Here is a 24,791-nt window from a genome sequence, read left to right as displayed (position 1 = left end):
CGTCGGAGCTACCATTTCATGGAAATCATGCTCTGCCCCGCAGGCCGGTGGAAGCGCTGTTAGCCACATCTTCCTACATATTTTGATGCTTAAAATAGATATCTCCCGTGTCAGATGCGTGTCTTCGCTTTCGAAATAGTAGATCTTTTAGATCAATGCGGTTTTCCAAAACGGCAACTAAATCTGCACCATCCATTAATAACATCGTCTTTAGTAATGGCGACTTGCTTTCCTTATAATCGGCTGTGAAACCATTTATGGAAAATGCAAGTCCCAAGGTTAATTTCAATCGTCCTTCTATTTTTCCGCCAAACTTATAGAGATCACCAAGGTCAACAGGTTTTTCTTGCCACTTGGCCTCAAGTAAGAAATCATTTCCATCGAATGTAAACGCTCCATCTATCTGTTCGCCAACAATTCGAAATGACTCTTTTGGTTCTAAATCAAACAGGCCGAATAGACTATTTAGGAATTTTTCAAGCGAAAACCCTCTTTTCTGAGCATTTGTTTCAACTACTAATCTCATGAAATCATCTTTTAGAACGCTGAGCATATTGGAAAAACTCTCTTTTTCCTTCTGCATACTATCAAATACACCCTTTCTCTCTTCAGCCTTTTCTTTTTCTTCCTTCAACTGAAAATAGCCACTTGCATGTCTTCGCAAAGCCTCAACGGCATCTTTTGCTTTTCTAATCTTTGTTTCAGGATCGTCCCACTGTTTCAAGTGGCTAAAATCGTCAAAATGCATTGTAACATCAAAGAGCCTCATAAGATCATTTTCGTACAAATCAAGTCTATTAACCATGCGATCAACAAGTATACCGGCACTTTCTGCTTTCTTGTTGTTGTCCCAATCAATTGTTGAAATGAAAAGTTTGTTTTCAACCGTGTGATAAACAAAACTTCTGAGATCCTGCTTCTTCCAGTATATATGTGTAAGAGCTTCCTTCAATGCGAGAATTGCGTTTGGAGAAAATTTTTTCATCTGACTTTTCCTATTTACATAGGCTACCGGTTAGCTACACGCTTTTCGACTGCGAGATAGACCCGTTCAGCAAAATCATCCAAAACGTGCGCTATTGCCGTTTCTAACGAATGACATTCGCCACTCCTAAGGCGCCACGTCGGATTGCCATTGTCATCGAGCGTTGGCTTAAACTCGATTTGTTTGACTTTACTCCAATTGTCACGCCTGTCAGAGCTGTTAACATGCTCGTTAACGTATGCTGTTAGTGACGCGCCAGTAATTACATTGCTAGCATAACGGTCGATATGAAAAGAACATCTATACGGCCACGACGTAACTCTCAACCTATCGCCTTCCCGCTCAAGCAAAAACGGGATGTCAGCGCTAACCTCTCTATACTTCCCAAGCTGTAAATTTATTGCCTCTTCCAATCGCCGGAACGAGTCGGCCACGAAGGCCACGCCATCTTGAGAACGCTCGAAGGATTCGCGTTCCTTCTCAAGATCAATCCGGCGCTTAACCTTGCGAAGCCGATCTACAGCCGTTTCGGGCCGCACCTCCCGACCACTCTCGCGCACGCGCTCCTCAACAACAGATGCGAGACCATTGACACCATAACGCTCGAAGTCGAACCATACGTGCTGCGGTGGAACATAGGGTGGGACAGCTTTGAATTCGTCCATCGGAATCCAGATGGAGAAATTATAACCTTCATTCCATGCCCTTTGTTTTATAGCAGCCTCTTCTGCTCTAGTAAACGGAGTGGTACCCCAGTCATGACGGTAAAAAATGACAACAACCCGTGATTGATCACGAAAAATGTGGCCAAATGATTTTTCACCATCCGTCCCAACTAAGTCATATTGTTTCTCATCGGCAAAAAATACGTCGAGGCGGTCGCGTAGAATCTCATACAACGCGCGTGCATGCTCTACGTCCGTCCAGCGCAGAGAGATAGCAACATCGTATTTCTTTGATTGATCCATAGATAATGGAGGTGATAAACGTTCGGACTGGCACGATGCTTATGCGCAGCCAGCACGATACTTTTTTCAAATTCACCAAGATAGTGTAGTCTCTGTTGAGAACCCTTTCCAAATTTAAATCCAAACTTTCTTTTTTGCAACGAACTTTTTTCGACCTCCTACGCTAACTGTTATTCAGCGAACAGCACCCGCTGGGCGTGATGTTTCTACCTGTAGACATTTGTTTCTGATAGCAGAAACTTTTTTGATCAAACTTTCTCATAAATTACCCTTGCCCAATAGATAAAAACAACTTTTTAAAAACAAACATTCTTTCTTAAAGCATACTTGAGCTATCTGATTGAGGAGATAAGCCTACCTCTCCAGCTTCATCTTTCTACCCGAAACGAGGCATGCCACAATATGAATGTCTCCGTGCTTCACCTCAATAAAGGGCGTTCCCTGTTTGAGACCAACTGTCGCAAACCCGGTCGCTGTCGATAGAAAAGACTCAAAATCACTCCCGATCTTGGAATCAATGTAAAGGGTCTGCTCCACCGCATCATACCTGATGCCAGTGAGCCCCTGCAAAAGGCCATAACTCGACATCGCCCGCGCGTACCAATGGCCACATTCGTACTCGTTGAACGGATTCCTTACTCTGCCGTCATAGCGTTTGCGTGCCTCACGAACGATCTCGAGGCCCTTTTCCACCTCGCCCATGAGCATCAGGTGCGAAGCCACCTGATACTCGATGCCGGTCCAGACCTCGTTGCTGTAAACAAAGGGGAGTGTGAGTTTTCCTCCTTTCGGCCAGGTGCAAAGCAGGAGCCCACCTTCTTTCCCACAAGCATACGCCGGCCGCTGTGGGTTCACATGATCGGATAAGTCGGTCTTGAGATTGTATTGGTGGACGGCTCGTAAATGACTCCTGACTTTCGCGGGATCGATGAAATCGTCCAAGCCGCATACTTTTGCAATCCAACAACCGAGCACGCCATCCGAAAGGCAACCACTCCCGTACTGATATTTTGGCCCTTCCTTTTTTAGCAACTCCAAGGCCTCGGCGGAATAATTGACGTTCCACGTCTCCTCTTTTTGCGCGAGCGGGCTGGGCGTCCGCAATCCTTCCCAGACAATTTGTTGGTTAAAGTACTCGCCGTCAAACAGCTTGGTCTCCATGTACTTCTTGCCGCGCTGAAGCAACTCCTTATATTTTGCGACCTCTTTTCCCAATGCGGCTCCCATTCTGGTCATGGCGAAAAGGGCGCCGAGATAAAAACTTGTGCACATGCCGTCCGGGCCCCAGAATTCAATATCGTAGGTATTGTGATGCGGCTCTTCCACGACACCTTTCGCTTTCGGGTCCCACTGCGTGATACAGTAATCCATGCTCTGTTTGACCTTGGGCCAAAGACGTGCTAACCAGGCGGTGTCTCCTGAAATGCGCCATTCCCGATACACCTTCATAATGCCACCGAGCTGGCCATCCGCGGCGGCGTGGAAGCTATGCTCAATTTCGCGAATGGGCAAAGCCGCACGGAAGGTCTGATGCCCTGCGTCGCTTTGGTCCACGGTGAATTCTGTTTCCCGCAGCGTGCGCTCCAAGTCCGGAAATAAATGGCAAATGGCTTGGGCATAATTCCAGACATGAGTGCATGAGCCGTGACAGCAGCCGCCGCGATCGTGACAGCCCTCCCACGCCCAAAGCTTTCCATCCTTTTGCCGCAATACCGTCGGCGACTTCAGAATGGTCAGATTTGCAGCCACGGCCTCGATAACTTCCGGCGGCAACGTCTGGGCGTAGAAGGTATCCGAGAATAACTCTGATTTGGACTTCAGCTCGGCATAGTGATTCGTCCAATACGCTGCGACTTTCTCTACGTTCTCGAACTTACCCGCATACCAGGGCTCATAAAACAGCGAGGTATATTCCGTAGAAAAGCAATTCTCGCCGCCATCGCAAGCTTTTATAATGGCCTCTGCCTTTTCTTCTCCCGGACCCTTCCCCACGCGAATTTTGGAATGCGGCACGTACCACGCCAACATCAACGGAATGACCTTCTGCTCGCCGGGCCTCAACTGGAACGGCACATAGAGCGAGGCCCCAAGCGAATTTTCAGCAGGAGCGTCGTTGGGCAGATGACCTTCCTCAATATCCTTCCAAAGGATCGTGCGGGCGTCCCACCATCCACCGCGGAACAACCGATGATCCACCACAACGTGATCGTCCATGGTGAATATGGCAAAATCTCCTTGATAATGAGGTTTTCCGGGCAAACTGCCTTGCGCGAGCACAAACCCGTTTTTTAGTGGCCGAATCGAGTCGCCGGGTTCGAAAACGCCGCCCCATTCACTTGGGGTTTCGATTTTCATGAAGTTGTATGAATGATACGAGAAAACTGCTTGGAGGGCTTGTGCTGATCGGTTTTCAAAATGATATTCCAGGGCAGCCATCGGCAGGCTGGAATTGTCGGCGTCGCCTGGAATGAAGGGGCTCCAACCGGCGATCTGCACGGACAGTGGCATATCCTCATCTTCCAAGTGGACAGTCCCGAAAGGAAAACGGGAAACGAAAAAGGCCTTCTCGAAGCGCGGAAATCCATACGAGGTCTCTCCAGCTCCATTGCCTGCGCCGGGACCGCCGAATATCTTCCACGCTGGTAGCGGTCCTTCGACCACTTTCGCGCTTTTGGGATTATCCTTCACTGAGATGGCCGCAAACATGAATGGTGTATTAAAGACATCTGGCGTATTCCGCACTGATACATGCGAGATGCAACCATTCCCTTCCAGGCAAACCATACCAGCACCTATGCCACCCAGGGGGAACGCCAGTCTATTCAAGTGCTCGCCACGATAAGGGCCGTTGAATTTCCTGGCGGCCGGAGTTGTCTCTTCGAGCTTTTGGGCGCGAGAGTTCGAAGCTACGGTCGCGAACGGCCCCTGAGTTCCAGCCCGTACGAACCCGGCACTACCGGTGACCGCTGCAATCGCCCCCTTTTTAAGGAAATCTCTGCGTTTTATGCCTGCCATGGTTTTCCCTTTCTTGGGCAAAAGAGATTCAGTTTTCACCATAATATTCAGACAAGGCATTTGTGGCGTATTGATGGGCATGAAAAGACGCTTTCGGTGACGACGACGATCGGAATGTCGTTCGCGCAAGACCGGCGAATCCAGTTCACCTGCCGCCCGATGGCTTTGATAAAACCATTGTCGGGATTCGAATGCCTTGAGCCATTACAGAAAATGGCATCAACCACATGCGGGCCCCAGGTGATGTGCAGCGGATGATACCCCTTCTTGTTCTTGTAGGCCGGCCCCACGCCTTCGCGCTTGTGGGCATCGTCATTGTCGAGCACGACCGAATCACCGACGAGCACGATGATCTTGGGTTGTTCAATCTTAAGCCGCCACAGAAACATTATGAGGAGAATCTGGCAATACAACCAATTGGGCACCGCCAAGAACTTTCGAAATAGGTCAGAGTTCGTTGTAATGCAATAGTCCGTTTTTACGAACAGAAGAAAGTTTTCACTTCACCGCCACTGCCATCAGCGTCGTATCGTCTTCGAATTGCCGGGCGCCACTGAATTGTTGCACGGCTGCGAACACTTCCTGCACCAGCGTCGCGAGCGTGAGCGGCTCCTGGCTCTGCGCGGCCAGCCAGCCGTCGACCACCTGCTTGAGTCCCGCCACGCCAAACTGTTTGCGGTCTTTGGTCTTGGCCTCGGTGATGCCGTCGGTGTAGAGCAGTAGCAGGTCGCCGGACTGCAAATCCAGCGTTTCGACGAAACGCGGGGTGGCGGGATCGAGTCCCAGCGGGATGCCCACGGCACGCACTTCCTCCCACTCTTCCCCCGGCAGGCGGCGCAGCAGCGGCGGATTGTGGCCGGCGCTGGAAAATTCCAGCAGCTTGGCCGCGATATCCAGAATCCCGAGAAAAAACGTGACAAAGACTTTGCCCTGGGCATATTCATAGATGAGCCGGTCGAGATTGCGGATCATGGCCGGCACCTGCTGATGATGCGAAATCTCCGAATACAGGCCGCCGTGCAGCGTCATCACCACCAAGCCCGCGGGCAGGCCCTTGCCCACCACGTCGCCAATGGCAATGAGAAAACGCGTTTCACTCAACGGAATGAAATTGAGATAGTCACCGCCGATTTGCTGCGCGGCCGCGAAGTGAAATGCCATCTCGAAGCCAGGATGCGAATACTCGGCATCTGGAAAGAGGCGCTGTTGCACGGCCTTGGCGGCGCGCATCTGCTTCTTGAGGCGCTGCTTCTCGGCCATTTCCCTTTGCAGCAGCGCGTTCTCAATGGCCAGCGAGGTTTGATCGGCGAGCACCTGCAGCATGGTGCGGCGGTGCTCGGGCAGGCCTTTCAGCGGCCGGCGGCTGTCGAGATAAAGCACGCCGAAGATCACCCCCTTGGCAAAGTGGCCGGTGGCCTCGGCGTCATGGGCGGTGGAAACCTCGAGCGCGTGCGGCGATTTCAGCGGCAGGCAGATGATGGTGTTGAGCTTGAGCGCGATGATGCTTTGATTGGCACTCTGCCGGGCCTCGTGTTGCGCTTGTTCACGCACCACCAGCTCGCCGGTGCTCACCGCCTGCTCGATGGTCGAACGGCTCACCGCGAATTCATCGCGCTGCAGCTCGTCCTTGGTGAGATTGTGGAACACCGCCGGCTTGAGATCGAGGTAGCGGTCATAGAGAAAGATGATGGCGCGCTCGGCGCGGGTGAGGGTGACGGCGAATTCCGCGGCGATTTCGAGCACGCGGTTGGACAGCGCGGCCGACTTGGCGCTGTCGCCGATGTCTTTGATCGCGGCGAGAAACTTGTCCTGGGTGAGCAGCACGCGATTCTGCCCGCTTTGCGCCAATTCGGTGGTGCGGAACAGCAGCATGATTTGGCCGATGGTGAGGAGATCAAAATCCTTCAACTCACGGCGCTCGACTTTGCTGTCGTTCACCAGCACGCCATTGCTGCTGCCCAGGTCTTGAATGAAGAACCGGCCGGCACTGAACTCCAGGCGCGCATGGGAGCGCGAAACCGAGGGATCGAGCAGGACGATGGTATTCTCGTAGTGGCGGCCGAGCGTGGCCCCTTCAGCAAAAATGTAGTAGGTGGCGGCCTCCTCCTGCTCCCCGACTTCCTTGAGGGCGGCAAGAAACAACGGCGCCCCGCAGTTGCCGCAATGATGAAACTGAGTTGGGTTTTCGGTTTGACAGTGACTGCAGCGCATGGCATGGCCCTGGTGATTTCGTTGGCAGCGGCTGGGGCATATAAGATAGCCGCGAATTCCAAATCCACAAGATGATTTTCAGGGCGAGGCCGCCGGCTCCAGATTGCACGTGTTTCTGACGGCGGCCTGGTGCGCCCGTCTGCCACAATCCTGAGCGGGGGCCGGCGCTGGTCTGTTCTTTTGAATTTGCCGCAACCAGTTTTCGCGCGCCAGCTTTGTCAGCCTTGCCATACTAAAGCTGGTGTTGTGCGTTTCGTCTGAATCCCGCGAGGCGGTTGGGCCCGATACCGCATGCGAACATCGCGAAGCGGCCACACCTCATTTCTCACCACCACAGGAAGGAGGCCGGCCATGCCGAATTCACAGAAACTGCTGTTGGACTATCGCGAAGGCCGCGAGCAATGGGAATGGGAGAATCTTGCCCCCTATGCCAGCCACAGCTCGGATCATTCTCTGAGCTGGCGGCGATCCGAGGCTGATCCGCACGTGCGCCGCGGCGACACGGTCTTTCCCGCGCGGCCAGCCCTGGTCTTTCCGGGAAGCACCATGAAAGTGTCACGCAGCGGCGATCTCGCCGGCACGCTCAGCCGTTTCAAGACCGCCTTTCAAATCGACATCGAGCGCATCTCCAGCTCCAACGCCTTCCGCCGCTTGGAATATAAGACCCAGGTTTTCGTTACCCACGTCGGCGATCACTTTCGCACCCGCCTGACCCACGTCATCGAGGTGAGTGAAACCGCCCGCATCATCGGCCAGGTTTTGCGCTTGAATGAGGATCTGGTCGAGGCCATTGCTCTCGGGCATGATCTCGGGCATACGCCTTTCGGCCACGTGGGCGAGGAAGCCATCGCGAGAATGTTCATGGAATGCTGGCCCAAGCAGGAACCCTTCCTGCAAAGCAAGTGGGGCGAGTTTGGCCCGGCCTTCTATCACAATGTGCAGAGTGTGCGGGTGGTGGACAAGCTCGAAAGCGGGTACGAGTGGGATCGCCGGCCAGTCTCGGAGGCCGCGGCTTTTGATCCGCCCGACAGCCGCCGCGGGTGGGGAATGGATTTGACCTGGGCGGTGCGCGAGGGTATTCTCAAGCACAGCTCGCGCGGATTGAAAGCAGGGCAATTGCGCATGTACGGCTCACAGTACGTCATGGACGAACTCGAGCCGTTCTCTCCCGCAACCTTGGAGGGCCAGGTGGTCGAATTTGCCGACGAGCTGACTTCCATCATGCACGATCTCGAAGACGGGCTGCGCTATCGCTTGTTCACGCTCGATGAGTTACAGGAGACGCTGCTGCCTCACATCACCGAGAAGAATCTCACCGACTTGCTCGGCCTCTCGCCCCGTTTCGGCATGAGCCTGGATGAAGAATCCCGTTCCCGCCTCGGAAAACTCACGGAAATGTTGCACACGATCGAGAGCCGCAAAGACCGCACGGTCGGCACGCTGCTGGCCCTGCTGCGCACCATCCTGCTTTCCAATTTGATCGAGACCACCTCTCTGCGTTTGACCCAGGCGATGAGTGAAGCCCTGGTCAGCAGCGGGCTGCCGGAACTCACCGCCGAGCCGGCACGCCCCGAGCAGTTTCTGCTCGCTGAAATTCAACTAGGCGCGCCGGAAGCACCCACACCGACTGCTACCAGCTACTGCGCTGAGGCTTGGGATCCGGCGGCGCGTCCACAGGTGACCATGAAGCTGCAGCATTGTCAGCGCAACGCCGACCACAGCTACACGCTGATGCGAGAGGAGCACGGCGAAGACTGGCAGTTGTTCTGGCTGCCGCATGCCGGCCGGCCGGAAGATCGCCGACAGGTGCTGGTGTTGCGCGGTGGCCGGCCGCTCAAAGCGTATCCCCTCGGCCAGATTTGCCTTCGATTCCGCGGCTGCAAGCTGGTGGGCTACAGCCCGGCGGTGTGGGCGCTGCGCAACAGCCTGCGCGAGAAATTCATTCCCGAATACATTCATCACGCTGCCACCGTGGTGCGCATGAACGACAAGGGCAGCAAATACCTGCAGAAGGTCTTCGCCCATTTTGTGGCGTCACCGCACAGCATGCACAGCCACTCGCTGCGGCGCTTTGGGTTGCGACACCCGAATGCGAATGATCCCAAGTTCATTCTGCGCATCGTGGAGCATTTGCAGGGCATGACCGACCGCTATCTGGAACAGGTTTACAGCCATTTGTTTCTGCCGGGCGGGCATCATGTCGAAATGGATGAAGTCTCGCTCGTCGATGATGATCGTCCGTCTTCACGCGCCTGAGCCCAAGACGCAAGTGCAACGAAAGCAATTCGCGCAACCGCGATTCGCCGAATTGCTTGCTTGATGAGATTGCTTTGTCGCGCGCTCGCCAAAGCCGCAAGTGCAGTCCGGAATCGCCGCGCTCGCGTGAGTTGCCGTTCTTGTTCCTCCACTCGTCGGCAAAACTTGAACGATTTGTAGAACCGCCGGGTCACCGTCTATGGTGTTGTTGGGAAACTCTTGCGCACAGAGTAACCCGGCTGGCACCGTGTCGCGATGCGGCATGACCTGCCGCGCTGCCGGCCGTGACAATGCCTCATTTTCCCGTCTCTCTTCACTCATTCATCAAGCTCAGGGAGTTCATGATGAAGCTGCGTTTCTTTCTCCGCACTGCGCGAAGGCTGGCGCTTTCCGCCCTGCTGCTCGCGCTCACCGCCTACGCCTCCGGCAACGGCACCAAAATTCCAATCACCACTTCCTCCGAGGAGGCGCGGCAAGCCTTTCTCAAAGGCCGCGATCTGTTCGAGCGGCTGCAGGGACAGGAGTCGCTGCAACACTTCGATCAGGCCATTGCCAAAGATCCGGACTTCGCCATGGCGTATCTCTACTCCTCCTTCAGCCAGCCGACGGCCAAAGGCTTCTTTGAGCAAATGAACAAGGCCGTGGCTTTGGCCGACAAAGTCTCAGCGGGAGAACGGCTGTGGATTCTGGGTTTTCAGGCGGGGGTGAATGGCGCGCCCATGCAACAGAAGGAACACTATCAGAAACTGGTGGAAGCCTTTCCGCAGGACGAGCGTGCCCACAATCTGCTCGGCGGCTACTATTTCGGCCAGCAGGATTGGGCCGCAGCCATCGCCGAATATCAAAAGGCCACGGCGCTGGCGCCGAACTTCACTCAGCCATACAACCAACTGGGTTATGCCCACCGCTTCATGGAAAACTACGCTGAAGCGGAAAAGGCTTTCAAGAAGTATATCGAACTGATTCCCAATGACCCGAATCCGCGCGATTCCTATGCGGAATTGCTGCAGAAGATGGGCAGGTTCGAAGAGTCGATCAAGCATTATCAGGAGGCGCTGGCGCGCAATCCCAATTTTGCTGCCTCGCACATCGGCATTGCCACCGATCTCAACCTGCTCGGCCGGCATCAAGAGGCGCGGGCCCAGCTTCAGAAGCTCCACGGCATGGCGCGCAACGACGGCGAACGCCGCGCCGCGCTCTTCGCCATGACGGTTTCGTACGTGGATGCCGGCGACTGGAGCAGCGCGCTGAAGGAAATGGACAAGCAGTATGCGATGGGCGAGAAGATCAACGACGCGGCGGCCATGGCCGGCGATTTGGGTGCGATGGGCAACATTCTGTTCGAGGCCGGGAAATATCAGGACGCGCTGGCAACATTCGACAAGTCCCTGCAGGTGATGGCGGCCTCCAGCCTTGCGCCCGAGGTCAAAGAGAATGCGCGACGCATACATCTCTACAACGTGGCGCGGGTGGCGGTGGCGACCGGAGATCTCAAAACAGCGCGGGCCAAATCAGAGGAGTTCCGCACGCAGGCCGAGGGCGCGAAGAATACGTTTCAGATTTGGCTGGCGCATGAGCTGGCCGGGACTATTGCACTTGCGGAGAACGATCCCGGCAAAGCCATTGCGGAGTTCCAGCTCGCCAATCAGCAGAATCCTTACACGCATTTCCGGCTGGCGCAGGCTTACGCCGCGCAGGGCGACAAGGTGAAAGCCAAAGCAGCGTATGCGAAGGCCGCCAATTTCAACGCGTTGAACAACATGAACTACGCCTTCATTCGCACCCAGGCCAAACAGCGGCTGGCGGTGAACTAGGGAAGGAAAGGCGTGTAGTCGCTTGTAGTGATGCCTTCAGGCGTGCGGCTTGAAGTAGCGCCTTCAGGCGTTTGGCTTGGAGCCAGGAGCATGCCTCTCAGAAGGCGTAGCACTTCCTCGTGCCCAAGGCACTATGCCTGAAGGCATTACTACGAACGCTGACAAGCACTAAAAAGTATCCCACTTTTTGCCGTAGTTCCTGAGAGGGTATTTCCTCCAAATCTCCACCAATCGATCACGCCCCATTTCCTCGAGATACCAGCCAAAGCTTGACCACTCCCACGCGTCCATCCGTTTCGTGTAGCCGTGCCGCACCGGATTGTAGTGAATGTAATTCAGAGTCGTGAAGAAGTGCGCTTCCCCGCGGATCATGCGATCATTGAACTTGTACCACACCGTGCGGCCGATTTGGCCGTCTTCCTGGTTCCACCTGCGGGAGGTGGCGCCGTGCAGCCCGTTGAATAGAAAAGACAGCTTCGGGAACATCGGCACATAGGCCAGCAGGTGATAGTGATTCGGCAAAAAGACCCACGCCGCGATTTCAATTCCACTCTCTTGAAGTTTATCCAAAACCCGTTTTTGAAATTCCGTGCGGCGGGCGAGGCTTGCCATGATGGGCCGGTGTTCAAAATTGGCAGCCGAGAGCAGATAGTAGGCTCTTTCCTTGAGCGGATGCGGCGGGGCGTGCAGGGGATACCCTTTGGCGGCGCGCGAACGTACAACTGCTTCACGCTGTTCCGGCGTCATACGGCGGTATTCGTAAGGCATTGCGGTGCTCCCGGGTTTGTAGTAACGCAATGGCTTGTAGTAACGCCTTTAGGCGTCGCGCTTGAGGTCTCGAGTTGGACTCATGGAAAACAGAGAGTCTTTGCGTCATGAGCGCTGAATGCCTGAAGGCATCACTACAAACAAAGCCTTTGCGTCATGAGCGCTGAATGCCTGAAGGCATTACTACAAACAAAGCCTTCACGTCATGAACGCTGAATGCCTGAAGGCATTACTACAAACGCTCAAGATAACAGAGTTTTGGCCACAGGCAACCGCGATTCTGCCAGAAATGCCCTTGCTTCTCCAGCGAGGCGCGGCTATATTGCGCCAATTTCATCACGGAGGAGAGATGGCCAAACAGTATTCCCGGCGGGATTTTTTGAAAACCGGCCTGGCCGGCGCGCTGGCGACTGCGCCGCTGCTCGGCGCGGCCTGCGCTTCCTGGTACGAATTCGATCTGCTGCTGATCGGCGGGCTGCTTTATGACGGCAGCGGCCAAGCCGGCATTCTCAGCGACCTGGGCGTGAAGGACGGCCGCATCGCCGCTTTCGGCGATTTACGCGAGCGCAAAGCCAAACGCTCGCTCGAGGTCACCGGCCTGGCGGTTGCGCCGGGCTTCATCGACTTTCACAGTCACAGCGACGAAGAGTTGCTGCTCGGCGGTGAGGCACAGTCCAAAATCCGGCAGGGCGTCACCACTGAAATTCTCGGGCAGGACGGCGACTCCCTGGCACCGTTGAATGAAAAAATGCGCGCCGAGCTGCACGAAGATCTGAGCAAGCGCTTCGGTCTCGCGGTCGAATGGCGGGATTTCACCGGCTATTTTCGGCGCCTCGAAGCCGGCGGCATGATCACCAACGCCGCCAGCATGGTGGGGCAGGGCACGCTGCGCCAGCTCGCGGTCGGCCTGGAAGGTCGCCCCGCGGCTGCGGAGGAAATCGCGCAGATGCAGGCGCTGCTGCGCACGGCATTGCAGCAGGGCGCCTGCGGCATTTCTTCGGGATTGGAATACACGCCGGGCAGCTTTGCCAGCACCGAGGAAATCATTGCGCTGTGCAAGGCCGCAGCCGGCAGGACGATTTACTCCACCCACATGCGCAACGAAGACGACACCTTGCTGGAGGCGGTGGCGGAGGCAATTCGCATTGCGCAGGATGCGGGCGTCGCGCTCAACATTTCTCACATCAAAGCATCCGGCCACAACAACTGGCACAAGCAGCCGGAGATGCTGGCGAGACTGGCGGCCGCGCGCCAAGCCGGCCTGCGCGTGACCTGCGATCGCTATCCCTACACCGCCTATGCCACCGGACTGGCTTCGTTGTTTCCGTTGTGGAGTCGCGCCGGCGGCAACGAAGCGTTCGTGCAACGTCTGCAAGACGTGCAGGTGCGCACGCAACTGCGGCCGCTCGTGCAATACGAGGCCGACAAGATCGGCGGCTGGCAATCCGTGATGATCTCCAGCCTGCCCAACCATCCGCGCCGCAAGGAGTATGAAGGTATGAATCTTGCCGAATTGGCGCAGGCGGGCGCTGATCCCTTTGACCTGTTGGTGCAGTTCCTCTTCATCGAAAAGGGCGGGGGCGGCATGGTGGGATTCGCCATGCGCGAAGAAGACACGGCCGGGCTTCTGGCCGATTCCTACTGCATGCCCGCCAGCGACGGTTCGGCGTTGGCGGAGCAGGGCGTGTTGCGCAGCGGCAATCCGCATCCGCGCTCGTTCGGCACTTTTCCGCGGGTGTTGGGAAAGTATGTGCGCGAACAGGGCCTCATGACGCTGGGCGAGGCGGTGCGCAAGATGACCGCGCTGCCCGCGCAGACTTTGGGCATGCGTGAACGCGGCGTGCTGAAGCTCGGTTGCTGGGCGGATGTGGTTGTCTTTGATCCCAAGACCGTTGCCGATCGCGCCACGTGGTCAGAACCGCATCAGTATCCGGTTGGCATTCCTTTTGTTATCGTGAACGGCCAACTCGTCATTGACCAGGAAAAATTCACCGGCACGCTGGCGGGAAAAGTGCTGCGTGCGCCGGCTTAACTCGATGATGATAAGAGACCTACAAATCCGGCCGGCAAGCCGCAATTGCGCTTGCCAGGGTTAGCCGGCATGAGACAGTTTCTCATGCTGAAACGGTGAAGCAGCGCCAAGTCATTGACTTTCAGTCGAGTGAATTCCGCAGCCCGGCAGCAAGAGGCCATTGTTGACTTTCGGAACGGCTATGTTTAAATTCGCCATCTTTTTTTCGAGCGCGGCAGCGGGATCGATACCGCAACTTGTGTGGCGAACTCAACCAAGGAAGGGACCATGCGAAAAATCCTCGTGACCGGCGGCGCCGGCTTCATCGGCAGCAATTTCGTCCACTACTTGTTGCGCCGGCATGACGACGTGGAGGTGATCAATCTCGACAAACTCACTTATGCCGGGAATCTCGAGAATCTGCGCGACATCAAAGGCCATCCCAACTATCGCTTCGTGAAGGGCGATATTTGCGACGCCGGCTTGGTGGATGAGCTGATGGACGGCGTCGAGGTGGTGGTGAATTTTGCGGCGGAAAGCCACGTGGACCGCTCCATCGGCGGCCCGGATGCGTTCATTCGCACCGATGTGTTTGGCGCTTTTGTCCTGTTGGACGCCAGCCGCCGGCACGGCGTCAGCAAGTTCATTCAAATTTCCACGGACGAAGTCTACGGCAGCATCGAAAACGGTTCGTTCAAAGAGACCGACGCGTTGATGCCCTCGAGTCCCTACTCGGCCTCGAAAGCGGGCGCCGACCGGCTGGCCTATTCCTACTTTGTCACCTACGGCCTGCCGGTGATCATCACGCGCTGCTCGAACAATTTCGGACCCTATCAATATCCCGAAAAGCTGATCTCGCTGTTCGTCACCAATGCCATCGAGGACAAGCCGCTGCCGATCTACGGCGACGGCAAGAACGTGCGCGATTGGATCTATGTGGAAGATCATTGCGACGCCATTCACTTCTTGCTGGCGCAGGGCCAGCCCGGCGAAGTGTACAACATCGGCGGCGGCAACGAACGCACGAATTTGGAAATCACCGATTTCATTCTGGCCCGGCTGAACAAGCCCGCGACGCTCAAGACTTTTGTCACCGACCGGCTCGGCCATGACCGCCGCTATTCCGTGGACTGCGGCAAGATTGCCGGCCTGGGCTGGCGGCCGCAACACACGCTGGAAGCGGCGCTGGAACATACGATCGATTGGTATGCGCAAAATCGCTGGTGGTGGGAGAAACTGAAAAGCGGCGAATATCTCGAGTTTTACCGAAAAAACTATGGCAAATCATTGTAAGGTTGATTTCGTCCCTGCCTGTTTACACCCCTCGCCCGAGGCACGACTTTATTCCTCCGGATTAAGTTTAACCTGAGCGATGCTTTTATCATTTCCCAAAGCCGCCTGTGGGTAGGCTCGTACTTTGAGGATAACCATTGGAAGGAGTGCACCTGTGACGCTGGAACAGAAGATTGAAAACGGAAGCGCGAAGATCGCCGTCATCGGCTTGGGCTACGTCGGCCTGCCTCTGGCCGTCGAATATGCCGCCGCCGGCTATGACACCGTGGGAATCGATTTGGATGAGCGCAAGATCACCAAGCTCAACAAGGGCCAGAATTACATCGATGACGTGGACAAAGACAAGCTGGCGGAATTGGTGAAGGCCGGCAAGCTGGAAGGCCAGACCGATTTCAAAGGCATCGGCAAGGCGGATGTCATCTTCATCTGCGTGCCCACCCCCTTCACCAACAACAAAGAGCCGGATGTCTCCTACATCGTGAGCGCGGCCAACGGCATCGCCTCCGGCTTGCGCAAGGATCAATTGATCATCCTGAAATCCACCACCTATCCCGAAACCACGGAGAAAGTGGTGCAGCCGATTCTGGAAGCGCAGAAGCTCACCGTGGGCAAGGACTTCTATCTGGCGTTCTCGCCCGAGCGCATCGATCCCGGCAACAAGAGATTCACCACTGCGACCACGCCGGTGGTGGTGGGCGGCGTAACCAAGAAGTGCACGAAGCTGGCGGCAGCGGTTTCGCGCAAGATTGTGACCGACGTGCACGAGCTTTCCAATCCCAAAGCCGCGGAAATGACCAAGTTGCTGGAGAACATCTTCCGCTCGGTCAACATCGCGCTGGTGAACGAGCTGGCGCAGCTCTGCGACCGCATGGAAGGCGTGGACATTTGGGAAGTGGTGCAGGCGGCTTCGACCAAGCCCTTCGGCTTCATGCCCTTCTGGCCCGGACCCGGCATCGGCGGCCATTGCATTCTGGTCGATCCCTACTATCTGAGTTGGAAGGCGCGCGAGTATGACTTTCACACCAGTTTCATCGAGCTGGCGGCGCAGACCAACGAGAACATGCCCTATTACGTGCTGGATTTGATCATCCGCTCGCTCTCGCATCATGGCGTGGCCATCCGCGACGCCAGGATTCTGGTGCTGGGCGCGGCCTTCAAAAAGAATGTGGATGACACGCGCAATTCGCCGGCGGTGAAGTTGATGGAGCTGCTCTACAATCGCGGCGGCCGCCGGATGGAATACAACGATCCCTGGGTGCCCACGCTCAAAGTCAACGGCAAGCTCTATCGCTCGCGCCGGCTCACCGCCAAGCTGATTCAAAGCGCGGATTGCGTGGTGATTGCAACCAACCACGATGCCTATGATTACGACATGATCGTCAAGAATGCCAGGCTGGTGGTGGACACGCGCAATGCCACCAACGGCGCGGTGAACGGCAAGAACTACAAGCGCAAAGTCGTGAAGCTCGGCTGCGGCACCAACTCGATCCCCGATGTGATGCGCCATCACGAGGACCATTGAGAACTGCGGGCCGGCCACCGGCGCAGACGGCTGTACTTCAGCATTGAAAATGAACCACGAATTTCACAGATTGTCGCCGTTCTTTTGGTGAAATTCGTGGTTTTCTTTTTCGGAGTGCGAAGCGCATGGCCTTGCCCAGCCCCAGCCAGCCGTCTGCAGCAGTGCCTGCCCGTGAGGAGGTGCTTCCCCAGGTCGCCATCGTGATCCCCTTGCGGGGCGCCACGCAGTATCTGCCGGCGTGTCTCGCTTCCCTCGCGCGTCAAACCTACCCGCTGCCTCTCATCGAAATCCTGATCATCGCCGAAGCGCCGGACGAGCCGACGCAGAAAGCGATCCGCGCTTTTGCCCGGGCCAATCCGGCGCTGCGCGTGCGCCGCAGCTATGCCAAAACGCGCAAAACCCTGTCCCGCCGCGCCGCTGCCAATTCCCAGGATGTTGTCATTCCGGTCGCGCCCAATGCCGTGCTCGCTGATGATTTCATCGCGCAAAGCGTTGCCGCACTGCAGGCCAGCGGCAGCGCGGGCGTGGGTGGCCGCCTGCACTATCGCGGCGCCGGCCGGCTGCAACAGGCGGCCAGCATTGCCCTGGGTTCGAAATGGGTTTTGCCCACCGGCACGCAGGAGGAAGCACACAGCGGCGTGCGCCGTGAGGCCTTGCTCCATGGCGCCTATCGCCGCGCGGCCTTGAGCGCCGCGGGCGTGCTCGAACACGAAATGCCCGGCCATGAGTACGACACCGCGACGCGCATGGAACAACACGGCTATTCACTCTATTTCTCCCCGCGCATTCAATCGGCCCTCACCATGCGCGCAGACCTTTTCGATTTGCTGGGATGGGCCGGCGTGCACGGCCATGCCTGGGCGATTCGCGCCAAGAAGACCGGCGCGCAATTGCGCGTGCGCTTTCTGCTGCCGGCGCTGCTGCTCCTGGCAGTGGCCACTCTGGCGCTGCTCACGCCGGCCACGGCCTGGGCGGCGGTGGGCGTGCTTGCCCTCGGCGCGGTCTACGCCGCGGCCAATGTCACACTGGCAACGGTGTTGGCGCTGCGCAGCCGGCTGCGGCATCTGCCGGCCTTGCTGCCGGTGCTGGCCGTCATTCATCTCGGCTTTGGCGTCGGTTCGCTGGTGGGATTGATCGCCAGCAAACGCTGGGGCGCCGCCATTCCCAAATGGGTGGAAAAGTCAGCGGTGATCTTGAGCGACTATACCGCCATCACCGCGGCCTTTTTCGCATGGGCGCATCTGCGCTCCGAGCTGGGCCTGTTTGCCATTCTCGATTTTGAGCACGCTTTTTTTCTCGCCAACCTCATCTTTGCCTTCTGGTTCTTGGTGTTTCTGCTCTTCGGCTTGTATGGCGCCTGGAATGCCGCCTCACGGCTGGATGAATCCATCGCCATCGCGAAGATCGTGGGCGGCGGCGTGCTGTTGATCTTTCTGCTGACGCTGGATTGGGAGCGCGACCTGGAGAATCCGATCTCGCGCGGCCGCATGCTGCTGGCGAGCTACTGGCTCCTCGTGGCCGGTGCCGTGATCACCGGCCGCATGATGCTGCGCACGACGCAGCGCCGCCTGCTCGAAAACGGCATCGGCCTGCACCGCACCGTGATTGTGGGCTGGGGGCAAAAGGCGCGCGAGCTGTATCAAAACGTCAGCAAATATCCGGCGCTCGGCTATCGCGTCATCGGCTTCGTCGCGCCCGCCGAGTCCGACAAGCTGCATCGCTTTCACGGGGTGCCGGTGCTGGGCGTGCTTGACCGCCTGGCCGACATTGTGTTGCGCCATCAGGTCGAGGAGATTCTGATCGCGCTGCAGAAGCAGGATCAAGACGCGCTGGTCAAGATCATCGCGCAGACCGACGGTCTGCCGGTGAGCCTCAAGATCATGCCCGATCTCTACAGCATCATCACCGGCCAGGCGCGTACCAATCAGATCTACGGCTTCCCGTTGATCGAGATCCTGCCGCAATACATGCCGGCGTGGGAACGGCTGGCCAAACGCGCGATCGATGTGATCGTCTCCCTGCTGGTGATCGTGCTGGGCCTGCCGCTGTGGCTGCTGCTCGCTTTGGCGATTCGCCTGGATTCGCGCGGCAACACTTTTTACCGGCAGGAGCGGGTGGGTAAGAACGGTCGCATTTTCGAAGTCATCAAATTTCGGTCGATGGTTGCCAACGCCGAGCAGCTCACCGGTCCGAAGTGGGCGGACAAGGATGATCCGCGCATCACGCGGGTGGGCCGGTTCTTGCGTAAATGGCGGTTGGATGAAGTGCCGCAATTTCTCAACGTTCTGCGCGGGGAGATGAGCATTGTGGGGCCGCGGCCGGAGCGGCCGTATTTCGTGGAAAAACTGCGCAAGGAAATTCCGCTCTACACTCGGCGGCTGCGCGTGCGGCCCGGCATCACCGGCTGGGCGCAAATCAAGGGCGCCTATGATGCCACCCTGGAAGACGTGAAACAGAAGCTGCAGTATGATCTGTTTTATCTTGAAAATATGTCGCTGCGCATGGATTTGAAGATCATCCTGCACACCGTCTATGTCATGCTGGCCGGGCGCGGGCAATAGTAGAATTGATCTTGCTTTTGAAAAAACGCATGCCAAAATTGCAGGCCGTAATGGGAATTTAAGAGGTGTGATATGCCATCCGATTTACTCACCAAGCCCATGCCGCGCGCCGTGCCGCCTTCGGAGAAATTCACCTACAGCGAGTTTTGCAGCCGCGTACAAGAGCAGAAGGCCGACTTAATTCGAGGGGAGATTATTATGGCGGCGCCTGCAACCGTCAAACACGAAGAACTTGTCAATTATCTGTCAACGCTTCTTCGCCTCTTCGTCAAGAAGCAAAAGTTGGGGATGGTGATCGGTTCGCGTGTCGCCATGAAACTCGACGACGAAAACGCGCCCGAACCGGATTTGATGTTCATCCGCAACGATCGTTTGCATTTGTTGGGCAACACCGAAATTTTCGGACCGGCGGATGTGGCTATCGAAGTTATCTCCCCCGGCAGCCGGCGGCTGGACACGGTTGACAAGAAGAAATTGTATGCGGAATTTGGGGTGGCGGAATATTGGCTGATCGACATACACAAACAAGAAGCACATTTCTGGCGCAACGAAAACGCGACATGGAAAAATTTGCCGGTGGATAAAAACGGCATTTTTCATTCCGTTGCCATAACAGGCTTTTGGCTGCGCCTCGATTGGCTTTTCGCCGCCGAGCAGCCGGATGAAGTTGAGATTGTGCAGACGATTCTGGCGGAATTGCCGGCGAGAAATTGATTTTACTTTTGAAGGCAGCCTTGCCGGAATTATGGCCCCAAACAGGAGATCAAGAGGTGTGATATGCCGTCCGATTTACTCACCAAGCCCATGCCGCGCGCCGTGCCGCCTTCGGAAAAATTCACCTACAGCGAGTTTTGCAGCCGCGTACAAGAGCAGAAAGCCGCCTTAATTCGAGGGGAGATTATTATGGCGTCGCCTGCAACAATTGGACATGAAGGACTGACGGGGTTTCTGCACTTCATCCTGCATGCCTTCGTCGATGAAAAAAAACTCGGCTTGATTGTTGGCTCGCGCGTGGCCATGAAGCTCGATGACGAGAATGCGCCGGAGCCGGATTTGATGTTCATCCGCAACGATCGTTTGCATTTGTTTGGCAATACGGAAATTTTTGGCCCGGCTGACGCGACGATTGAAATTATTTCTCCCGGAAGCCGCCGCCTGGACGCCGTCGAAAAAAAGAAGCTTTATGCCGAACACGGTGCGCCGGAGTACTGGCTCATCGATCCCCATCGCCAGGAAGCGTATTTTTGGCGAAATGAACAGGGCGAATGGCGTGAAATGCCGGTCGACGCAATCGGAATTTTTCACTCTCGCGTGATTGCAGGATTCTGGCTGCGCGTCGATTGGCTGTTTGCAGCCGAAAGGCCAAGTGCGCTCAGCGTTGCAGGAATGATTCTGGCGGGAGAGCCGGCTGGAAAGGTCATGAGCGGGGACCGAACAACTGGGTAACGCGCGTGGAGGGCGTTGTGCCCGGCGAGGGCTTGGCAGTTGTCCATCGCATGAGAAAGCTGTTCGCCGGGTTGAGGCGGGAAGAATCTGTCAGCTTTTCCGCCGCAACAATCCCGCATAAATCGCATTGAGCGAGATTTTCAAATCCATGCGCAGTGACATGTTCTCGATGTAGAAGAAATCATATGGTAGCATGGCCTTTACAGTTTCGAGCGCAGCGTCGCAGTCACCTTTGAGCTGCGCCCACCCGATGATACCGGGCTTGACATGCAGCCGGCGAAAGTAGAACGGAATGTCGCGCTGCAGCCCGCCAACCAATTCTGGGCGTTCCGCCCGCGGCCCAACCAGGCTCATTTCACCCTTCAAGACATTCCACAATTGCGGCACGCCCTCCAGGTGCAGCCGCCGAATGGCTCTGCCCACTTTGCCTTCCTGCGGTGTCCCAACATTCTCGCGCGAGCCGTTTTTTGCCGTGCGAAGAAGATAGCGTTTGAATCGCCGACCACGCAGCCCCACCCGCCACTGCTCGCAGAAAACCGGCTGCCGCGTTTCCGCCCAAATCGCCAACAGGGCTGGCAGCCAGAAGGGCAGAAGCAGCACCAGCCCCGCCGCGGCAATGACGACGTCTGCCAGCCGCTTCACATGGCGTTCCCAAGCGGCCATCGGCTCGGGCATCACGTCGATAAGCGGAAAACCATAAATCTGATTGGTACGCGCCTGGCCGATGATCACGTCAACCAGCGCCGGTACGATCTTGCAGCGAACCGGCACGGCCTCGCAAACGCGCAGCACCGCGGCAACGTGCTCCCTCGAATCGCCGTCAAATGCAATCAGCACTTCCGTGATGTTGTTTTGCTGCAGCAGCGCGGGCAGATCAGGCAGTGATCCCAGAACGGGACAGGCGCGGTAAACCTCCGGCGCCGGCGGCGGCTGCAGGTCAATGAATCCCAGCACCTCATAACCCAGGGCGGGTGATTTGCGCAAATGATCGAACAGCTCGCGCGCCCGGCGGCCCCAGCCGGCGATCACCGTTCTGCGCACACCAATGCCGGCTTCCAGCAGGGTGCGTTGAAAGGTCCGCAAGAGCAAGCGCCCGCCGCTCACCGCCACGATCATCAGCAGCCAGTAGGACAGAATCATTGCGCGGCTGGAGGATAGGGGATTGGAAAAATCCTGATGCGGCTCAAAGGTGGCAAGAAAGATCAGCAGCACGCCCAGCGAAACCACTTTGGCAACACCAAGGAACTCGTCGACGCGGGACTGGGCATACCAAGAGCGATAGAGACCGAAGAAGACGAACAACGCCAGCCAAAAGAGGAAGATCACTGTGGCATTGAGCAGAAATTGCTGCGGCTCGGGTTCGGCGTAGAAACCGTGGCGTTGGCGCAGCGCCGCCCAGGCTCCAAAGGCGAGGTGAGTGGCGAGGCCGTCGGAGAGGAAGAGCAGAGCCTTTTCCAGCGGCTTGGACATGACCGTCTCATCGTTCGACCCGCGCCCATGCTGGCCTCTGCGAATTGGTGAGGAACTTGAAGAAGCCAATCAACAGCGCGAGATTGACCACGACGAAATAATAGGGATAGATGAGCACCGGCACGTGGAGGCCCAATGCGTCCAGCAGCCAGGCGCACAACGCCGCACCATAGAATGCCATCTGCAGACCGAACAGCAGGTTGTAATGCGGCTCGCCCAGCAGACTTATATTAGCGGCAAGCATCGCCAGCAGCAGAAACGGCGCGAACCACCTGATGATTTTGTGGGACCACAGCCCGAAGGCGACAAATCCGCGCGTCGGGCTGAGCAGAGGCAGAATCTCGCGAATGCCATGAAAATTGGCGGCGCCAATGCGAACCTTGCGCCGGAACTCGGCGCGCAGGCTCGGCGCCGCTGATTCGTATACCACCGCATCCTTGTCGTAGACGATGTCATAACCGCGCTGTACGATGTGCAAGGGAATGAGGAAGTCATCCATCACCGCCTTGCTTGTGGGCAGGGGATGGTAAAGCTCCCGCCGAATCGCATAAATAGCGCCATTCGCACCGAAAACCGTCTTGATTTTTCCTTCCAGGTACTTGAGGTAGTTCTCATAATCCCAATAAAAGCGCTCGCCCTCTGCCTCACTTAGGCCGTTTCGGTTGAGCAGCACGAGCCGGCCGCACACGCCGCCCACCTGCGCGTCGGCGAAATAGGGCACCAGCCGCCGAATGGCGTCCCGCCGATACATGGTGTTGGCATCCGAAAAGACCAGGATCTCACCGCGCGCTTCGCCGGCCAGGGCATTCAGCACGGCGGCCTTGCCGCGGCGCGAGGCATAGGGAAACACGCGAATCGTCGCGCCGGCATGCGCCGCCATGATCGCATTCGTGCCGTCGTTGGAGCCATCCGAGCCGATCAGGATTTCGAGCTTTTCGCGCGGATAGTCCAGGGCCAGGCAGTTGCTGATTTTTTCTGCAAGGACCGCCTCTTCATTGAATGCCGCCACCAGCATGGACACGGCGGGCAGGTGATTCTCATCACACGAACGGGGCTTGCGCAGAAAAATGGAAAGACCGAACATGAGGGCGGGATAGCCGACGTAGGTAAAGAGAATGAGAAAGGCGCTCAGCCAGAACGTGTATTCGACCCAGGTCATTGATTGGATGGTGTTGGTCAGACGATTGCGATCCGCAGGCAAACAGGTATCGGAAGATTGCCCAGGGCACTATCCCGGCGCGCGGCGGGCAATCAGGCGGCCGCGCCGGCGCTCGAAATAAATGATGCCCGAGGCCAGGAACACGCGAATCATCCAGATGATGATCGTCGTCAGCGCCGCGCCGCGCAGCTCCCAACGGGAAATCAACACAAACCCCGCCGCGATATTCAACACCATCACCGCCACATTGCCATAAAGAAGCTGTTGCAGACAGCGCGCAGGCAAACGCCCGCTGATGATGGTGTAGGGTATGACGTACAAAATGCTGAGGAAGCCGCTCATCGCGAGATAGGGAATCAGGTAGACGCCCGCGTCATACTTACCCTGGTACAGCAGCGCCACCAGAGAGGGGCCGAACAAAACGTAGGCGAGCGCGAGCACGATGCCGCCAGCCACCACTGCGCCTGCAAGCAGCAGCATTTGTCTGGCGTTGAGGCGGTGCACGTCGGGCAACAAAACGAATTCGATGGACTGCGTAGCCAGTTCGAACAGGCGCATGACCGCACTGATTGCAAAATAGAGGCCCAGTGCCTCCAACGAAACCAGTTTCGGAATCAACAGGCGATCGCTGTAGATGATCACCAGCAGGGACAGGTGCGTGCCGAGCAGCATGGCGCCTTCCTTCCAAATGTATTTGGGGAAGGGCGTCCGGCCCGTGCCGAAGTATTTCACGGAAATCACCGCGGACACCAGCGCATAGCCGGCGGTGATCAGCATGACCGTCCACAGCACGTTCGCCAGTGTGAAGCGCGCGAGGGCGATGAGCACGACAAAACCGGCGAGCAGAAAGAGATTGACGCCGCGAAAGATGACGATCGAGACGGCGTAAATTCCCTGCGCCCGCAGAACGCCCGGCAGCAAGTCCGTAACGGCATTGGCAAAAGTCACAACGACGAGAAACAGCACGGCCAGCCCGGTCAACGCGTAGATCTTCGCTGCGATCGCGGTGGCCAAAACAATCAACGCCGCGCTGACGGCCAGAATTTCGGTGACGCCCCGGGTGCAGTTGAAGGATTTCACCTCCCGGCCGCTCAGAAAGCGCACCAACGCGGTCTGCTGGCCGACCAGGCTCAACGGATAGACAAAGCCGGAAATCGCCAGCAGCAAAGAATAGACGCCCAACTCGGCTTCGGAAACATAGGGAACGAGAATGATGTTCTTGAACAAACCGCAGCCCAAGATCAGGCCATTGAAGAGAATGACGAACAGCGCATTCTTGTAGAGATTTTCGAGCTTCATGAAATGGGCGCGC

Annotated in this window: 16 protein-coding genes and 2 pseudogenes; 9 read left to right on the top strand and 9 right to left on the bottom strand. The window is 56.8% G+C overall.

Translation table 11 applies throughout. From position 1 onward, the window contains the following. Positions 1–73 precede the first annotated feature (73 nt). The 5 genes from L6R21_10730 to L6R21_10710 all read right to left on the bottom strand — a co-directional run bounded on the left by L6R21_10730 (position 74) and on the right by L6R21_10710 (position 7,110). Positions 74–985 carry a hypothetical protein gene (locus tag L6R21_10730; GenBank protein ID MCK6559661.1) on the bottom strand — a complete coding sequence of 304 codons (912 nt, stop codon included), beginning with the start codon at positions 983–985 and terminating at the stop codon, positions 74–76. Positions 986–1,008: 23 nt separating this feature from the next. Beyond that, the gene (locus tag L6R21_10725) at positions 1,009–1,953 is read right to left on the bottom strand and encodes a hypothetical protein (GenBank protein ID MCK6559660.1); all 945 of its coding nucleotides are present in this window, start codon (positions 1,951–1,953) and stop codon (positions 1,009–1,011) included. Between the two features lie 354 nt (positions 1,954–2,307). Further along, positions 2,308–5,049, bottom strand: coding sequence for a non-lysosomal glucosylceramidase (locus L6R21_10720; GenBank protein MCK6559659.1), 2,742 nt, complete (start codon positions 5,047–5,049; stop codon positions 2,308–2,310). Next, positions 5,016–5,399 (bottom strand): hypothetical protein, encoded by a 384-nt coding sequence (locus L6R21_10715; protein MCK6559658.1) that lies wholly within the window; start codon positions 5,397–5,399, stop codon positions 5,016–5,018. The genes L6R21_10720 and L6R21_10715 overlap by 34 nt, the downstream gene beginning before the upstream one ends. A gap of 67 nt (positions 5,400–5,466) precedes the next feature. Continuing rightward, positions 5,467–7,110, bottom strand: a complete 1,644-nt coding sequence (locus L6R21_10710) for a SpoIIE family protein phosphatase (GenBank protein ID MCK6559657.1) — start codon at positions 7,108–7,110, stop codon at positions 5,467–5,469. Positions 7,111–7,530: 420 nt separating this feature from the next. Here L6R21_10710 and dgt point away from each other — a divergent pair, with 420 nt between their 5' ends. Next, on the top strand, positions 7,531–9,435 hold the full coding sequence (gene dgt, locus L6R21_10705) for a dNTP triphosphohydrolase (protein ID MCK6559656.1): 1,905 nt from the start codon (positions 7,531–7,533) through the stop codon (positions 9,433–9,435). A 341-nt stretch (positions 9,436–9,776) separates the two neighbouring features. Further along, positions 9,777–11,249 (top strand): tetratricopeptide repeat protein, encoded by a 1,473-nt coding sequence (locus L6R21_10700; GenBank protein MCK6559655.1) that lies wholly within the window; start codon positions 9,777–9,779, stop codon positions 11,247–11,249. A 168-nt stretch (positions 11,250–11,417) separates the two neighbouring features. Here L6R21_10700 and L6R21_10695 read toward each other — a convergent pair whose 3' ends face one another. Continuing rightward, positions 11,418–12,017, bottom strand: coding sequence for a transposase (locus L6R21_10695; GenBank protein ID MCK6559654.1), 600 nt, complete (start codon positions 12,015–12,017; stop codon positions 11,418–11,420). Between the two features lie 349 nt (positions 12,018–12,366). Between L6R21_10695 and L6R21_10690 the strand changes: the two are divergent. The 7 genes and pseudogenes from L6R21_10690 (at position 12,367) to L6R21_10660 (ending at position 20,850) form a co-directional block, all read left to right on the top strand. Then, positions 12,367–12,408, top strand: a pseudogene (locus L6R21_10690) (hypothetical protein). Between the two features lie 1,311 nt (positions 12,409–13,719). Then, positions 13,720–13,980: pseudogene (locus tag L6R21_10685) on the top strand (amidohydrolase family protein). Positions 13,981–14,316: 336 nt separating this feature from the next. Next, positions 14,317–15,321 carry a dTDP-glucose 4,6-dehydratase gene (gene rfbB / locus L6R21_10680; protein ID MCK6559653.1) on the top strand — a complete coding sequence of 335 codons (1,005 nt, stop codon included), beginning with the start codon at positions 14,317–14,319 and terminating at the stop codon, positions 15,319–15,321. Between the two features lie 154 nt (positions 15,322–15,475). Next, positions 15,476–16,843, top strand: a complete 1,368-nt coding sequence (locus L6R21_10675) for a nucleotide sugar dehydrogenase (protein ID MCK6559652.1) — start codon at positions 15,476–15,478, stop codon at positions 16,841–16,843. A 125-nt stretch (positions 16,844–16,968) separates the two neighbouring features. Continuing rightward, a complete protein-coding gene (locus L6R21_10670) occupies positions 16,969–19,404 on the top strand; it encodes an exopolysaccharide biosynthesis polyprenyl glycosylphosphotransferase (protein MCK6559651.1) in 2,436 nt (811 codons plus the stop codon). A gap of 99 nt (positions 19,405–19,503) precedes the next feature. Continuing rightward, complete coding sequence (locus L6R21_10665; GenBank protein MCK6559650.1) at positions 19,504–20,118, top strand: Uma2 family endonuclease; 615 nt, start codon at positions 19,504–19,506, stop codon at positions 20,116–20,118. Between the two features lie 63 nt (positions 20,119–20,181). Next, a complete protein-coding gene (locus L6R21_10660) occupies positions 20,182–20,850 on the top strand; it encodes a Uma2 family endonuclease (protein ID MCK6559649.1) in 669 nt (222 codons plus the stop codon). A gap of 90 nt (positions 20,851–20,940) precedes the next feature. On the opposite strand, the gene L6R21_10655 is transcribed toward L6R21_10660, so the two are convergent. The 3 genes from L6R21_10655 to L6R21_10645 are packed head-to-tail and all read right to left on the bottom strand — an operon-like array spanning position 20,941 to position 24,778. Next, positions 20,941–22,320, bottom strand: coding sequence for a sugar transferase (locus L6R21_10655; GenBank protein MCK6559648.1), 1,380 nt, complete (start codon positions 22,318–22,320; stop codon positions 20,941–20,943). A 7-nt stretch (positions 22,321–22,327) separates the two neighbouring features. Then, complete coding sequence (locus L6R21_10650; protein MCK6559647.1) at positions 22,328–23,521, bottom strand: glycosyltransferase family 2 protein; 1,194 nt, start codon at positions 23,519–23,521, stop codon at positions 22,328–22,330. Between the two features lie 27 nt (positions 23,522–23,548). Further along, complete coding sequence (locus tag L6R21_10645) at positions 23,549–24,778, bottom strand: hypothetical protein (GenBank protein ID MCK6559646.1); 1,230 nt, start codon at positions 24,776–24,778, stop codon at positions 23,549–23,551. Positions 24,779–24,791: the final 13 nt, after the last annotated feature.

The organism is bacterium, assembly GCA_023150945.1.
Taxonomy (GTDB): domain Bacteria; phylum Zhuqueibacterota; class Zhuqueibacteria; order Zhuqueibacterales; family Zhuqueibacteraceae; genus Coneutiohabitans.
Note: the sequence above shows the minus strand (reverse complement) of the source record. Positions and strands in the feature narration are given on the sequence as shown.